This is a genomic window from Streptomyces sp. NPDC001292 (genome assembly GCF_042896465.1).
Classification (GTDB): Bacteria; Actinomycetota; Actinomycetes; order Streptomycetales; family Streptomycetaceae; genus Streptomyces.
In genome coordinates this window covers 527057-541223 of record NZ_JBIAXG010000001.1, presented here as the reverse complement: position 1 = coordinate 541223, position 14167 = coordinate 527057, and the positions used below count along the sequence as shown (strand labels likewise).

At 71.0% G+C, this 14167-nt stretch carries 12 protein-coding genes and 1 pseudogene; 3 read left to right on the top strand and 10 right to left on the bottom strand.

What is annotated here, in order from left to right; genetic code table 11:
* Positions 1-81: 81 nt before the first annotated feature.
* Genes ACFY4A_RS02330 through coxB form a run of 3 tightly spaced genes read right to left on the bottom strand, consistent with a single transcriptional unit; the run spans position 82 to position 3169 of the window.
* Positions 82-480, bottom strand: coding sequence for a cytochrome c oxidase subunit 4 (locus tag ACFY4A_RS02330; RefSeq protein WP_362349201.1), 399 nt, complete (start codon positions 478-480; stop codon positions 82-84).
* A complete protein-coding gene (gene ctaD, locus ACFY4A_RS02325; protein WP_390827527.1) occupies positions 477-2213 on the bottom strand; it encodes a cytochrome c oxidase subunit I in 1737 nt (578 codons plus the stop codon). Before ctaD ends, ACFY4A_RS02330 begins: the two co-directional genes overlap by 4 nt.
* Positions 2210-3169 (bottom strand): cytochrome c oxidase subunit II, encoded by a 960-nt coding sequence (gene coxB, locus ACFY4A_RS02320; protein ID WP_390827526.1) that lies wholly within the window; start codon positions 3167-3169, stop codon positions 2210-2212. The genes ctaD and coxB overlap by 4 nt, the downstream gene beginning before the upstream one ends.
* A 341-nt stretch (positions 3170-3510) precedes the next feature.
* Between coxB and ACFY4A_RS02315 the strand changes: the two genes are divergently transcribed.
* The gene (locus ACFY4A_RS02315) at positions 3511-4890 is read left to right on the top strand and encodes a cysteine desulfurase/sulfurtransferase TusA family protein (RefSeq protein ID WP_390827525.1); all 1380 of its coding nucleotides are present in this window, start codon (positions 3511-3513) and stop codon (positions 4888-4890) included.
* A 58-nt stretch (positions 4891-4948) separates the two neighbouring features.
* Here ACFY4A_RS02315 and ACFY4A_RS02310 read toward each other — a convergent pair whose 3' ends face one another.
* Positions 4949-5923 (bottom strand): carbohydrate kinase family protein, encoded by a 975-nt coding sequence (locus ACFY4A_RS02310; protein WP_390827524.1) that lies wholly within the window; start codon positions 5921-5923, stop codon positions 4949-4951.
* Between the two features lie 829 nt (positions 5924-6752).
* On the opposite strand from ACFY4A_RS02310, the gene ACFY4A_RS02305 reads away from it, so the two are divergent.
* A complete protein-coding gene (locus ACFY4A_RS02305) occupies positions 6753-8366 on the top strand; it encodes a hypothetical protein (RefSeq protein ID WP_390827626.1) in 1614 nt (537 codons plus the stop codon).
* An 81-nt stretch (positions 8367-8447) separates the two neighbouring features.
* Here the strand turns inward: ACFY4A_RS02305 and ACFY4A_RS02300 are convergent, their stop codons facing one another.
* A complete protein-coding gene (locus ACFY4A_RS02300) occupies positions 8448-8804 on the bottom strand; it encodes an iron-sulfur cluster assembly accessory protein (RefSeq protein WP_006135694.1) in 357 nt (118 codons plus the stop codon).
* Between the two features lie 322 nt (positions 8805-9126).
* Here ACFY4A_RS02300 and nadA point away from each other — a divergent pair, with 322 nt between their 5' ends.
* Positions 9127-10311, top strand: a complete 1185-nt coding sequence (gene nadA, locus ACFY4A_RS02295; protein ID WP_390827523.1) for a quinolinate synthase NadA — start codon at positions 9127-9129, stop codon at positions 10309-10311.
* A gap of 49 nt (positions 10312-10360) precedes the next feature.
* Here nadA and ACFY4A_RS02290 read toward each other — a convergent pair.
* The 5 genes and pseudogenes from ACFY4A_RS02290 to ACFY4A_RS02270 all read right to left on the bottom strand — a co-directional run.
* Positions 10361-10852: pseudogene (locus ACFY4A_RS02290) on the bottom strand (efflux RND transporter permease subunit); the annotation flags it as partial.
* Positions 10853-10882: 30 nt separating this feature from the next.
* On the bottom strand, positions 10883-11566 hold the full coding sequence (locus ACFY4A_RS02285) for a response regulator (protein ID WP_390827522.1): 684 nt from the start codon (positions 11564-11566) through the stop codon (positions 10883-10885).
* Positions 11563-12783: a sensor histidine kinase gene (locus tag ACFY4A_RS02280; protein ID WP_390827521.1), complete on the bottom strand. Its 1221-nt coding sequence runs from the start codon at positions 12781-12783 to the stop codon at positions 11563-11565. The genes ACFY4A_RS02285 and ACFY4A_RS02280 overlap by 4 nt, the downstream gene beginning before the upstream one ends.
* A 148-nt stretch (positions 12784-12931) precedes the next feature.
* The gene (locus tag ACFY4A_RS02275) at positions 12932-13210 is read right to left on the bottom strand and encodes a hypothetical protein (RefSeq protein WP_390827519.1); all 279 of its coding nucleotides are present in this window, start codon (positions 13208-13210) and stop codon (positions 12932-12934) included.
* A gap of 56 nt (positions 13211-13266) precedes the next feature.
* Positions 13267-14064, bottom strand: a complete 798-nt coding sequence (locus ACFY4A_RS02270) for a PspA/IM30 family protein (RefSeq protein ID WP_390827518.1) — start codon at positions 14062-14064, stop codon at positions 13267-13269.
* Positions 14065-14167: the final 103 nt, after the last annotated feature.

The window sequence follows — 14167 nt, the reverse complement described above, 5'->3', positions numbered from 1 at the left end:
ATCAGTGGGCCAAAAGAGGGAGTCCGGGCTCTCCAGGTGGAGAGTCCGGACTCCCTGGTGTTCAGCGACGCTCGGCGCGGGTCACTGGGTGCGGTTCTCGCCGCGGTAGTACTCGAAGACCCAGCCCCATACGGAGATCATGATGATGGGCGCCGCAAAGTACACGAGCCACCAGCCGACCGCGATACCGAGGAAGGCCAGCGCGCCACCGATGCCGAGGCCGAGCGGCTGCCAGCTGTGCGGGCTGAAGAAGCCCAGCTCACCGGCGTCGTCCGCGACATCGGCCTCCTTGTTGTCCTGGGCGCCCACGTCGACCCGCCGGGCCGTGAAGCCCAGGTAGAAGCCGATCATGATGGACAGGCCGAAGGCCATGAAGAGCGCCGTCGCGCCGACCGCTTCCTTCGACCACACGCCGTAGACGATGGCCGTGATGAGCAGGAAGACGCTCAGCCACATGAACATCTTGCCCTGGATCTTCACTTGCCGGCCTCCTTGCCGCCAGCGAGGGCCTTCTCACCGTGACCGGCGTTCTCGAGCTGGTCGAGGGCGGCGATCTCGGGGTGGTGCAGGTCGAATGCCGGGGATTCGCTGCGGATCCGCGGCAGGGTGAGGAAGTTGTGCCGCGGCGGCGGGCAGGAGGTCGCCCACTCCAGGGAGCGGCCGTAGCCCCACGGGTCGTCGACGCCGACCGGCTTGCCGTACTTGGCCGTCTTCCAGATGTTGTAGAAGAACGGCAGGATCGACAGGCCGAGCAGGAACGAGAAGATCGTCGACAGCGTGTTCAGCGCGGTGAAGCCGTCGGCCGCCAGGTAGTCGGCGTACCGGCGCGGCATGCCCTCCACGCCCAGCCAGTGCTGGACCAGGAAGGTGCCGTGGAAGCCGATGAACAGCAGCCAGAAGGTGATCTTGCCGAGGCGCTCGTCGAGCATCTTGCCGGTGAACTTCGGCCACCAGAAGTGGAACCCGGCGAACATCGCGAACACCACGGTGCCGAAGACGACGTAGTGGAAGTGCGCCACCACGAAGTACGAGTCCGAGATGTGGAAGTCCAGCGGCGGCGCGGCCAGGATCACACCGGTCAGACCACCGAAGACGAAGGTGATCAGGAAGCCGGTCGACCACAGCATCGGCGTCTCGAAGGAGAGGCTGCCCTTCCACATGGTGCCGAGCCAGTTGAAGAACTTCACACCGGTCGGGACCGCGATCAGGAAGGTCATGAAGGAGAAGAACGGCAGCAGCACGCCACCGGTGACGTACATGTGGTGCGCCCACACCGTCACCGACAGACCGGCGATGGCGATCGTCGCGCCGATCAGGCCCATGTAGCCGAACATCGGCTTACGGGAGAAGACCGGGATGATCTCACTGACGATGCCGAAGAACGGCAGCGCGATGATGTACACCTCGGGGTGCCCGAAGAACCAGAACAGGTGCTGCCACAGCAGCGCACCACCGTTGGCCGAGTCGAAGATCTGGGCGCCGAACTTGCGGTCGGCCTCCAGCGCGAGCAGCGCCGCCGCCAGGACCGGGAAGGCCAGCAGGACCAGCACCGCGGTCAGCAGCACGTTCCAGGTGAAGATCGGCATGCGGAACATGGTCATGCCCGGCGCGCGCATGCAGACGATCGTGGTGATGAAGTTGACCGAGCCGAGGATGGTACCGAAGCCGGACAGGGCCAGACCCATGATCCACAGGTCGCCGCCGATGCCCGGCGAGTGCACCGCGTCGGACAGCGGGGCGTAGGCGAACCAGCCGAAGTCGGCGGCACCCTGCGGAGTGAGGAAACCGCCCACCGCGATCAGCGAGCCGAACAGGTACAGCCAGTAGGCGAACATGTTCAGTCGCGGGAAGGCCACGTCCGGGGCGCCGATCTGCAGCGGCATGATCCAGTTCGTGAAGCCCGCGAACAGCGGCGTCGCGAACATCAGCAGCATGATCGTGCCGTGCATCGTGAACGCCTGGTTGAACTGCTCGTTCGACATGAGCTGCAGGCCCGGGCGGGCCAGCTCGGCGCGCATGAGGAGCGCCATCACGCCGCCGATGCAGAAGAACGCGAACGACGTGACCAGATACAGCGTCCCGATCGTCTTGTGGTCGGTGGTGGTCAGCCACTTCACCGCGAGATTGCCCGGTTGCCTGCGCCGGACCGGCAGCTCGCTCTCGTAAGAGTCCTCAGCTGCCGCGGCACCCTGAGGTTCGTTGAGGATGCTCACAGCTTGTTCGTCTCCCGGTTCTTCTCGTGGCTCGTCTGCGCGATGCCTGCGGGAACGTAACCGGTCTGCCCCTTCTTGGCGAGGTCCTTGAGGTGCTGCTCGTAGCGCTCGGGCGAGACGACCTTCACGTTGAACAGCATCCGGGAGTGGTCCTGGCCGCAGAGCTCGGCGCACTTGCCCCGGAAGGTGCCCTCCATGGTGGGGGTCACCTGGAAGGAGTTGGTGTGGCCGGGGATGACGTCCTGCTTCATCAGGAACGGCAGCACCCAGAACGAGTGGATGACGTCGCGCGAGGTGAGGACGAAGCGGACGGTCTTGCCCTTGGGCAGCCACATGGTCGGACCGGGGTTGCCGTTCTGCGGGTTCCGCGTCCCCGGAATGCCGTAGTCGTAGACGCCGCCGGCGTTCGCCGGGAAGTCCGCCTTGAACCGGTCCGGAATCGCGTTCAGGTTCTTGTCGGTCTTCGCGTCGCCCGAGGAACCGGCGACGGGCTCGATGTAGTTGAAGGCCCAGCTCCACTGGTAGCCGACGACGTTCACCGTGACGTCCGGCTTCTTGGAGATGTCCAGGAGCTTGGACTCGTCACGGGCCGTGAAGTAGAAGAGCACCGAGACGATGACAAGGGGGACCACCGTGTACAACGCCTCGATGGGCATGTTGTACCGGGTCTGCGGAGGAACCTCTACCTTGGTGCGGCTGCGCCGGTGGAAGAAAGCACTCCACAGGATCAGACCCCACACCAGGCAGCCGACGGCGAGCGCGGCCGCCCAGGACCCCTGCCACAGCGAGAGGATCCGGGGAGCCTCTTCCGTGGTCGGGGTGGGCATACCCAGCCGGGGAAAGTCCTTGTATGTGCAACCGGTTGCGGTCGCCAGGACCAGGCCCGCAGTCAGTGCCTGCAGCAGCTTCCGCCGCATCGGGCGCCGCGGCGAGCGGTCGGAGCCGTTGGGACTCACGTAGCGCCTTCCCGAGAGTCTCGCCCGCGCTGTTCGGCTGCGGCCTTCTCGCTGGTCGGTCGCGGCCCTGCGTCGGGCAGGGGTTTGGATGTTTATGCGGACCAAACCCTACTGGACGCCTTCCGGCGGGTCGCGGGGAGGGTGCCGTACGCGCCGCGGGTCAGCCCGAAGGGGTGGGATACCCCTGCGCGGGCCGGTTTGTGAGGGGGTTCGGGGCGCCCGATGAGGCGTGTATGCGCCCTTTGTCATGACTGCCGGTGCCTTGTGATCTCCCCTGCCCGCGCGGCGGAGCCGCACATCGGCGCTGTCCCGTGTCCCCGCGGAACGCTTAGCGTTGGCGTGTGGCCTACTTCGACGCTGCTTCCAGTGCTCCCCTTCATCCCGTCGCCCGGCAGGCTCTGCTGGCCGCCCTCGACGAGGGGTGGGCCGATCCCGCTCGTCTCTACCGGGAGGGGCGGCGGGCCCGGCTGCTGCTGGACGCGGCCCGGGAGGCGGTCGCGGAGGCGGTGGGGTGCCGCGCCGACGAGCTGACGTTCACCTCGTCCGGGACGCGGGCGGTGCACAGCGGGATCGCGGGCGCGCTGGCGGGCCGCCGCCGGGTCGGACGCCACCTGATCGTGTCAGAGGTCGAACACTCTTCGGTGCTCCACTCCGCCGAGGCGCACGAGGCGGACGGCGGGTCGGTCACGCGGGTGCCGGTCGACCGTCAGGGCACGGTGGCCGTGGCCTCGTACGAGGCGGCGCTGCGCGAGGACACCGCGCTGGCCTGTCTTCAGTCGGCCAACCACGAGGTGGGTACCGAGCAGCCGGTCGCCGAGGTGGCCGCGGTGTGCCGGGCGGCGGGCGTCCCGCTGCTGGTGGACGCGGCGCAGTCGCTGGCCTGGGGCCCGGCCGCCGGCGACTGGTCGCTGCTGACGGCGAGCGCCCACAAGTGGGGCGGGCCGTCCGGGACCGGGCTGCTCGTCGTGCGCAAGGGGGTGCGGTTCGCGCCGCGCGGGCCGGTGGACGAGCGGGAGTCGGGCCGGTCGGCCGGGTTCGAGAACATCCCGGCGATCGTGGCGGCGGCGGCCGCGCTGCGGGCGGTGCGGGCGGAGGCGGCCGAGGAGGCCGTACGGCTGAGGGAGTTGACGGAGCGCATCCGGACGCGGGTGCCGCGGCTGGTGCCGGATGTGGAGGTCGTGGGCGACCCGGTCCGCCGGCTGCCGGGCGTCGTCACCTTCTCCTGTCTCTATGTCGACGGGGAGACATTGCTGCACGAGCTGGATCGCGAGGGCTTCTCCGTCTCCTCCGGTTCGTCCTGCACCAGCAGCACGCTGACACCGAGCCATGTCCTGCGGGCGATGGGTGTGCTCAGCGAGGGCAATGTGCGGGTGTCGCTGCCGCCCGGGACGCCGGAGGAGGACGTCGAGCGGTTCCTGGCCGTCCTGCCGCGCGTGGTGGCGGGGGTGCGGGAGAAGCTCGGGGCACCGGCCGGGGCGCCGGCCGCCGGGCGGGAGGACGCGCTGGTCGTGGACGCCCTCGGCAGGCGCTGCCCGATCCCGGTGATCGAGCTGGCCAAGGTCTTCGGGGACGTACCGGTCGGCGGCACGGTCCGCGTCCTGTCCGACGACGAGGCGGCGCGGCTGGACATCCCGGCGTGGTGCGAGATGCGCGGGCAGGAGTACGTGGGCGAGGAGCCGGCGGACGAGGGTTCGGCCTACGTCGTCCGCCGGGTCTCCTAGGTTCCTTTGGGTCCCTTTGGGTTCCGGTAGGTTCCGCCGGATTCCGCCCGACGCTCCGTCAGGCGAGGTGGGCGCGGACCTCGCGGGCCGCGTCGTCGCCGTAGGCCTTGGTGAAGCGCTCCATGAAGTGGGCGCGGCGCAGCTGGTACTCCTGGGTGCCCACGGTCTCGATCACCAGGGTGGCCAGCATGCAGCCGACCTGGGCGGCGCGCTCCAGGGAGACGTCCCAGGCGAGGCCGGAGAGGAACCCGGCGCGGAAGGCGTCGCCGACGCCCGTCGGGTCGGCCTTGCGCTCCTCGTCCGGGCAGCCGACCTCGACCGGGTCCGCGCCGGCGCGCTCGATGCGTACGCCGCGCGAGCCGAGGGTGGTGACCCGGTGGCCGACGCGGGAGAGGATCTCGGCGTCGTCCCAGCCGGTCTTGGACTCGATGAGGCCCTTCTCGTACTCGTTGGAGAACAGGTACGTCGCCCCGTCCAGCAGTATCCGGATCTCGTCGCCGTTCATCCGGGCGATCTGCTGGGAGAAGTCGGCGGCGAAGGGGATGGCGCGCGAGCGGCACTCCTCGGTGTGCCGGAGCATCGCCTCCGGGTCGTCCGCGCCGATCAGGACCAGGTCGAGACCGCCGACGCGGTCGGCGACGGTCTTGAGCTCGATGAGGCGGGCCTCGCTCATCGCGCCCGTGTAGAAGGAGCCGATCTGGTTGTGGTCGGCGTCGGTGGTGCACACGAACCGGGCGGTGTGCAGGGTCTCGGAGATACGGACCGAGGAGGTGTCGACGCCGTGCCGGTCCAGCCAGGCCCGGTACTCGCCGAAGTCGGGTCCGGCGGCGCCCACCAGGACCGGCCTGGTACCGAGCTGCCCCATGCCGAAGGCGATGTTGGCGCCGACCCCGCCGCGCCGGACGTCCAGCTGGTCGACCAGGAAGGAGAGCGAGACCGTGTGCAGTTGATCCGCGACGAGCTGGTCGGCGAAGCGGCCGGGGAAGGTCATGAGGTGGTCGGTGGCGATGGAGCCGGTGACTGCGATGCGCACGGCGTGGATGCTCCTGGAGTCAGGGGATTGACAGTTCACGCTACCCGCTCCGGAGGTCGGTGCCCACGTCGCCGCTCGCCGGGCCGGGACCGCGTCCGGATATCGGCACCCGACCGGGTCGCCGTTCCACCGTCCGTGACCCGGCCGGCGTACGACCGGGACCCGACCGGCGTACGGAAGGGAACCGCGCGCTCCCCCGCCGCGTCCCATCGCTGTCCCCCACCCGGGGGGTGCGGGATACGACCCACCGGCCCACCGCGTTGTCGGGGGCCGGTCAGGGTCACGGGATCAGCACTTGTGCAGGCGAAGGAGCGATGCGGTGAACACCGAGCGACCCGACCACGACGACGAGTCCACGGGCGCCGCCGAGGAGGCCACGGACCGGGGGAAGACGTCGAGGCCGGAGGCCTCTGGGCCGGAGGCCCAGGCCGGGGCCGACTCCGGGGCCCGGTCCGAACCCAGGCCCGAGGCCCGGCCCGAGCCCAGGCCCGAGGCCCGGTCCGGCGGGTCCCAGCCGGAGCCCGAGGCAGGGCCCGAGGCCGGGGCCCGGCCCGGGTCCGAGCCCAAGGCCCAGCCGCAGCCCGAGGCCGAGGCCCGGTCCGGGTCCGACGCCAGGGACGAGGCCCGGTCCGGGTCCGACGCTGACTCCGGGGCCAAGTCCGGGCCCGAGGCCGGGGCGGGGTCCAAGCCCGAGGCCGGGGCCGGCTCGAGGTCCAGGGCCGAAGCCGGAGCCGAGTCCGAGATCGGGTCCGAGCCGGCGAGCGGGGTCGGGGACGAGGTCACGGAGGCACCGAAAGACACGAAGGAGGCCCATGGCCCGGAGGGCGCGATGGGCTCGGGGACCCCGGAAGTCCCCTGGGTCCCCAAACCCCCGCAAGTCCCTGATGTCCCCGACGTCACGGGGACCCCGGACGACGACCGCCGCTCCGGTGGGACGCGGGCTCGGGGGCGGTCGCCCGTGGTTATTGCCTCGGTTGCCGCTGCGGTGTTGCTGGTGGGTGGTGGTGGGGTGGTGCTCGCCGCGGATCCCGGTGGGCGTACGGAGGGGGCGGCGACGCCGGGCGGGCACGGCACGCCGCGGCCGCTGGTCCTCGACGGGTATTCCGCTCCAGGCACTGGCACTGGCACCGGCACAGGCACAGGCACAGGCACAGGCACCGGCACCGGCACCGGCACCGGTGACGGTGGTCCTAACGGAATCGCGCCCGGCGAACCCAACCCCTACGGCACGACCTACCGGGTCACCGGCCCGCTGCCCGAAGGGCCCGGCTCGGCGCCGGTGTACCGGGCGCGGGGCGAGGTCACCCGGGACGAGGTGGCCTCGCTCGCCGAGGCACTGGGCCTCGAAGGGACACCGGTGGCCGACGCCCGGGCGTGGCGGGTCGGGTCCGGGAAGGACGGTTCCGGGCCGGTCCTGCGCGTCGAGCGGACGGCGCCGGGGTCCTGGACGTTCAGCCGGTACGCGCCGGGCACCGACGACTGCAAGGGCGCGCTGTGCGGACACGACCCGGCGGCCCCGCCCGTCCACCCGGTGAGCGCGGCGGCGGCACTGAAGGCGGCGGCCCCGGTACTCAAGGCCCTGGGACAGGACGACGCCAAGGTGGACGCGGCCCAGACCATGGGCGACCAGCGGGTCGTCAACGCCGATCCGCGGGTCGGCGGACTGCCCACGTACGGCTGGACGACCGGCCTGAGCATCGGCCGCCAGAGCGAGGTGGTCGGCGGCAGCGGTCAGCTGAAGGCACCGGTGAAGGGCGACACCTACCCCGTCCTGAGCGCGCGCAAGACGCTGGGCCTGATGAACGCTGCCCCGCGGGCCGACCACCGCATGGGCATCGGCGGCTGCGCCAGTCCCGTACCGCACAAGGACCGTCTGGAGGCGCCGTGCGGAACGTCGGACACCGCCCCCGCCCCGGAGAACGCCGTCACGATCGGCAAGGCGGTCTTCGGTCTGGCCGCGCACTCCTCCGGGGGACAGCGGATGCTCGTCCCGTCCTGGCTGTTCGAGGTGCGGCCGCCGGCCGGGCAGGGCGCCGGTTCCACGGTGACGTATCCGGCCGTCGCCCCGCAGTACCTGACCGCGCCGGCGCCGCCGTCCGGGCAGTCGAGTCCGAAGCCGAGGGGCTCGCACGGCGCCCCGGTCACGCGTGACGTGAAGGTGACCGGCTACAGCACCGAGGGCGAGGAGCTGACCGTCCGCTTCGAGGGCGGGGTGTGCGCCGACTACCGGGCGTCGGCGCGGGAGAGCTCCGACCGGGTGACCGTCACGGTGACCGAGACCGCGTGGCCGGACACGGTCTGCATCATGATCGCCAAGGTGTTCCACCGCACCGTGCACCTGGACCGGCCGCTCGGCGACCGGAAGGTGGTCGGCACGGACGGGCGGGAGATCCCCCTGGAGCGGCCGGGGGCACGGCTTCCGGTGTCGCCGCTCGCCCGCTGAGGCCCGCGCGCACAGGAACACGACGGAAGGCGGCGGCCCCGTGGAGGGAGCCGCCGCCTTCCGTGTCCCACCGTGCCCGGATCAGCTGAAGGAGTCGCCGCAGGCGCAGGAACCGGTCGCGTTCGGATTGTCGATCGTGAAGCCCTGCTTCTCGATGGTGTCCACGAAGTCGATGGTGGCGCCGCCCAGGTAGGGGGCGCTCATGCGGTCGGTGACGACCTTGACCCCGCCGAAGTCCTTCTCCACGTCGCCGTCGAGGGAACGCTCGTCGAAGAAGAGCTGGTAGCGCAGGCCGGAGCAGCCGCCGGGCTGGACGGCGACGCGCAGGGCGAGATCGTCACGGCCTTCCTGGTCGAGCAGGGCCTTGACCTTGGACGCGGCGGCGTCGGTCAGGATGATGCCGTCGGTGACGGTGGTGGTCTCGTCCGATACGGACATCTACATCTCTCCCGGGTTGTACGGAGACTGCTTGCCGACGAGTGCAACCGGCAAGGCCGCGGAAACATTCCGGGCCGGGCGCGTGCTTTTTCTCTTCTCCAGGCTCGTCCACTTCATGCTCGCACACGGGTGGGAAAGCGGACAGCGGCCCGTGGGCGGGTCCCGGCCGGGGCGGGACCGGGTAACGACCGGCTTCTGTCCGGTGCCGGCGGGCCGGATGCCGGGATTCACGTCACATGGACACTATGACCATCGTCAAAGTGACATGAAGCAGCTATGATAAATAGCGTCAGTTCGACGAAAAGTAGAAAGGGTGCGTGTCGTGACCACCGCCCAGACCCAGGACCTCGACGTCCAGCCGACGCCGCTCGCCCTCCTGCTCCTCGGCCGCGAGGCCGACCCGAAGAGCGAGCGCGGCGTCGAGTGCCCCGGTGACCTGCCCGCCCCGTCCGACCCGGACCTGGTGGAGCGCGCCCGCGCGGCCAAGGAGAAGCTCGGAGACAAGGTCTTCGTGCTCGGCCACCACTACCAGCGCGACGAGGTCATCCAGTTCGCCGACGTCACGGGCGACTCCTTCAAGCTGGCCCGGGAGGCGGCCGCGCGCCCGGAGGCCGAGTACATCGTGTTCTGCGGTGTGCACTTCATGGCCGAGTCCGCGGACATCCTGACGTCCGACGAGCAGAAGGTGGTCCTGCCGGACCTGGCGGCCGGCTGCTCCATGGCCGACATGGCCACGGCCGAGCAGGTCGCCGAGTGCTGGGACGTGCTCACCGAGGCCGGGATCGCCGACCAGGTCGTCCCGGTCTCGTACATGAACTCCTCCGCCGACATCAAGGCCTTCACGGGCAAGCACGGCGGCACGATCTGCACGTCGTCGAACGCGAAGCGGGCGCTGGAGTGGGCCTTCCAGCAGGGCGAGAAGATCCTGTTCCTGCCCGACCAGCACCTGGGCCGGAACACGGCCGTACGGGACATGGGCATGTCGCTGGACGACTGCGTCGTCTACAACCCGCACAAGCCGAACGGCGGGCTGACCGCCGAGGAGCTGCGGGTGGCGAAGATGATCCTGTGGCGGGGCCACTGCTCGGTGCACGGCCGCTTCAGCCTGGACTCGGTGAACGACGTCCGGGAGCGGATGCCCGAGGTGAACGTGCTGGTGCACCCCGAGTGCAGGCACGAGGTCGTCGCCGCGGCGGACTACGTCGGGTCGACCGAGTACATCATCAAGAAGCTCGACGCCGCGCCGGCTGGCTCCAAGTGGGCCATCGGCACGGAGCTGAACCTGGTGCGCCGGCTGGCGAACCGTTACGCCTCCGAGGACAAGGAGATCGTCTTCCTCGACAAGACGGTCTGCTTCTGCTCCACGATGAACCGCATCGACCTGCCCCACCTGGTCTGGGCCCTGGAGTCCCTGGCCGAGGGCAACCTGGTCAACCGCATCCAGGTGGACAAGGAGACGGAAGGCCACGCCAAGCTCGCCCTGGAGCGGATGCTGGCGCTGCCGTAGCGGCTCCGGGTCCCGCACAGCGGTTCGTAGGGGAAAGGCCCGGTCCACGAGCGTGGACCGGGCCTTCCGCGTCTGCGCTGACCGCGCCGGTGTTGTCGCCGGTCGGCTTGGCCGTGATCGTGGCGGCGCGCCGACCGTCGATGCGGGTCATCGACACCGGCCCGTCGACCAGCTCGACGGTCGCGATGTCACCGAGCTTCACCGGGCCGAGCCGCAGGTTCTTCAGCTCGTCCAGGGTCGTCGCCGGCTTCGCCGACCGGATGACGACGTTCCGCTCGGTGTCGTCCAGCATCGCCTCGGCCGGGGTGATGCCCTTGACCGCCTGGGCGACGGCCATGCCGAGGGTCTGGTCGGTGAAGCCGGCCGCCGCCTTGTCGTTGGCCCGCACCGAGATCCGCGGCACGCTCTGCGAGAGGTCGCTGGTGACGTCGGTGACGTCGTGCAGCCCGGCGACCGCCGTGCGGACCTGGTCGGAGGCCCGGCGCAGCGCGTCGGCGGCGCCCGCCTTGACGACCGCCTTCAGGTCCTGGTCGCCGAAGCCAACCGGGCGGGGTGCGGCCGCGAAGGACGCTCACTGCGGCCTGGGACGCACCAGTCCGGACTCGTAGGCGATGACGACGAGCTGTGCCCGGTCGCGGGCGCCCAGCTTGGCCATGGCCCGGTTGACATGGGTCTTCACGGTCAGCGGGCTGACCTCCAGGCGTTCGGCGATCTCGTCGTTGGAGTATCCGCCGGCGACCTGGACGAGCACCTCGCGCTCCCGCACGGTCAGCGCGTCCAGCCGGGTGGGGCGGGCCTGGTCGCGGCCGTCGTCCGCCGCGTCGCCCTGCGCGAGGAAGCGGGCGATCAGGCCCTTGGTGGCCACCGGGGACAGCAGCGCCTCTCCCCGCGCCGCGACCCGGATGGCGCTCAGCAGCTCCTCGGGTTCGCTGCCCTTGCCGAGGAACCCGCAGGCGCCCGCGCGCAGCGACCGCACCACGTAGTCGTCCACCTCGAAGGTGGTCAGGATGACCACGTGCACATCGGCGAGGGAGGGGTCGGCGCTGATCATGCGGGTGGCCGCGAGGCCGTCGGTGCCGGGCATGCGGATGTCCATCAGCACCACGTCGGCCCGCTGCTCCTTGGCGAGTCGTACCGCCTCCGCGCCGTCGGACGCCTCCCCCACCACCTCCATGTCCGGCTCGGAGTCGACGAGCACCCGGAAGGCGCTGCGCAGCAGCGCCTGGTCGTCGGCGAGCAGGACACGGATCGTCATGCGGGGTCCCCCGGGGCGCGCGTGCGGGTCTCGACCGGCAGGATCGCATGGACGCGGAAGCCGCCGCCGTAGCGGGGGCCGGTGGTGAGGGCGCCGGCCAGGGCGGTGACCCGCTCGCGCATGCCCAGCAGCCCGTGTCCGCCGCCCGCCTGCGGTCCCACGGCCTCGCCGGCCCCGTCGTCCAGGACCGTGATCTCGATGTGCGGTCCGACGCGTACGACGCTGACCTCGGCCTTCGCCTGTGTGCCGGCGTGCTTCTGCACATTGGTGAGGGCTTCCTGGATGACCCGGAACGCGGCCAGGTCCACGGCGGCCGGCAGGGTGGTGCCGTGGTCGGCGCGGGCGACCTCGACGTGCAGTCCGGCGCTGCGGAAGGTGCCGGCGAGTTCGTCGAGGCGGTCCAGGCCGGGTGCCGGTTCCGTGGGGGCCTCCGGGTCGCCGGACTGCCGGAGGAGGCCCACGGTGGCGCGCAGTTCGTCGAGCGCGGAGCGGCTGGCCTCCCGAACGTGGCCGAGGGCCTCCTTGGCCTGGTCGGGCCGCTTGTCCATGACGTGGGCGGCCACCCCGGCCTGCACGTTGACCAGGGCGATGTGGTGGGCCACGACATCGTGCAGGTCGCGGGCGATGCGCAGGCGCTCCTCGGCGACGCGGCGGCGGGCCTCCTCCTCACGGGTGCGCTCGGCGCGCTCGGCGCGCTCCCTGATGGCGTGCACGAAGGCGCGGCGGCTGCGGACGGCGTCACCGCCGGCGGCGGCCATGCCGGTCCAGGCGAAGATCGCCAGGTTTTCCTGCGCGTACCAGGGCATCGGCCCGGCGAGCATGGCGGCGCCGGTCAGCACGGTCATGGTGGTCAGGCCCAGGCGCAGGGCGGTGGGGCGGTCGGTGGCGGCCGCGGCGGTGAAGAGGGCGACCACGGCGGACATGGCGACGGGGGCGCGGGGGTCCCCGGTGACGCACTCCACGACGGACACGGTGCCGGTGACGGCGAGGACGGTGCGGGGGGCGCGGCGGCGGAAGACGAGGGCGGCGGCGCCGAGGACCAAGAGGACCAGGCTGAGCAGATCGGGCCGGCGCACCCCCCAGCTGACGACGTGGTCGCCGCGCGGGCCCACGAAGGAGCCGACCACCATGCACACGAGGACGCCGACCGCGAGGGCCGCGTCCAGTGCGAAGGGGTGCGCCTTCAGCCGGCATCGGGCGCGGTCGAGGGTGGTCACGCCCGACTACGGTACGGGGTGGTCCGCCGCGGGGGGACGGCGGCGTCCCGCTCCGGTGCGGCCCCTGTCCGGGGGCTGCCGTGCTCCCCGGACAGGCCGTCCTTCCTCAACCGTGCCTCAGCGGGGCTCGCCCGGACCTCTCCCGGCCTCAACCGGGGATGAGGCCGTCGTCGCTCAGCAGGTCCCGGACCTCCTCCAGGGTGGCGTCCGCCGAGGGGAGGATCAGGTCGGACGGTTCCAGGGAGTCGTCCGGCACGGGCTCGCCCAGTTCGCGGACCCTGGTCAGCAGGGCCGCGAGGGTGCGGCGGAAGCCGGGTCCGTCGCCCTTGTCCATCTCGGCCAGGAGTTCGTCGTCCAGTTCGTTCAGGTCGGCGAGGTGGCCGTCGGCCAGCCTCACCTGTCCCTCTCCCATGATCCGTACGATCATGTCGTCCTCCTCGGCGTGGCCCCGGCTGTCGGTGACATGGCGTGCCTCGACGCGGCTCACTGCTTGTCGAAGCGGGGGGTGTCCTGCGGCTGCTGCTGGGGCCGGCCCTCGCCCGTGCCGCCTTCGATCGCCTGCCGGTCCGCGGAGGTGCCCCCAGCCAGCTCCGCCTTCATGCGCTGGAGCTCCAGCTCTACATCCGTACCACCCGAGAGCCGGTCCAGCTCGGTCTGGATGTCGTCCTTGGCGAGGCCGGAGGGGTCGTCCAGGGCGCCGGAGGCGAGCAGCTCGTCGATCGCGCCGGCCCGGGCCTGGAGCTGCGCGGTCTTGTCCTCGGCCCGCTGGATGGCCAGGCCGACGTCGCCCATCTCCTCGGAGATGCCGGAGAACGCCTCGCCGATCCGGGTCTGCGCCTGGGCCGCCGTGTAGGTCGCCTTGATGGTCTCCTTCTTCGTACGGAAGGCGTCGACCTTGGCCTGCAGGCGCTGGGCCGCCAGGGTGAGCTTCTCCTCCTCGCCCTGGAGCGTGGCGTGCTGCGTCTGAAGGTCCGTCACCTGCTGCTGCAGCGCGGCACGGCGGGAGAGTGCCTCGCGGGCCAGGTCCTCGCGGCCCAGCGCGAGCGCCTTGCGGCCCTGGTCCTCCAGCTTGCCGGACTGCTGCTGCAACTGGTTCAGCTGGAGCTCCAGACGCTTGCGGCTGGTCGCCACGTCCGCGACACCGCGCCGCACCTTCTGCAGCAGCTCCAACTGCTTCTGGTACGAGTAATCGAGGGTCTCGCGCGGGTCCTCGGCCCGGTCAAGGGCCTTGTTCGCCTTCGCGCGGAAGATCATCCCCATACGCTTCATAACACCGCTCATGGGCTTCGCGCGCCCCCTTCTGACGGACTCCAGCTCACAGCTCTGCGACAGAACCCACAGTACGGGCCCTGCGACCATTACCGCACTGTTCGGGAGCGGATAC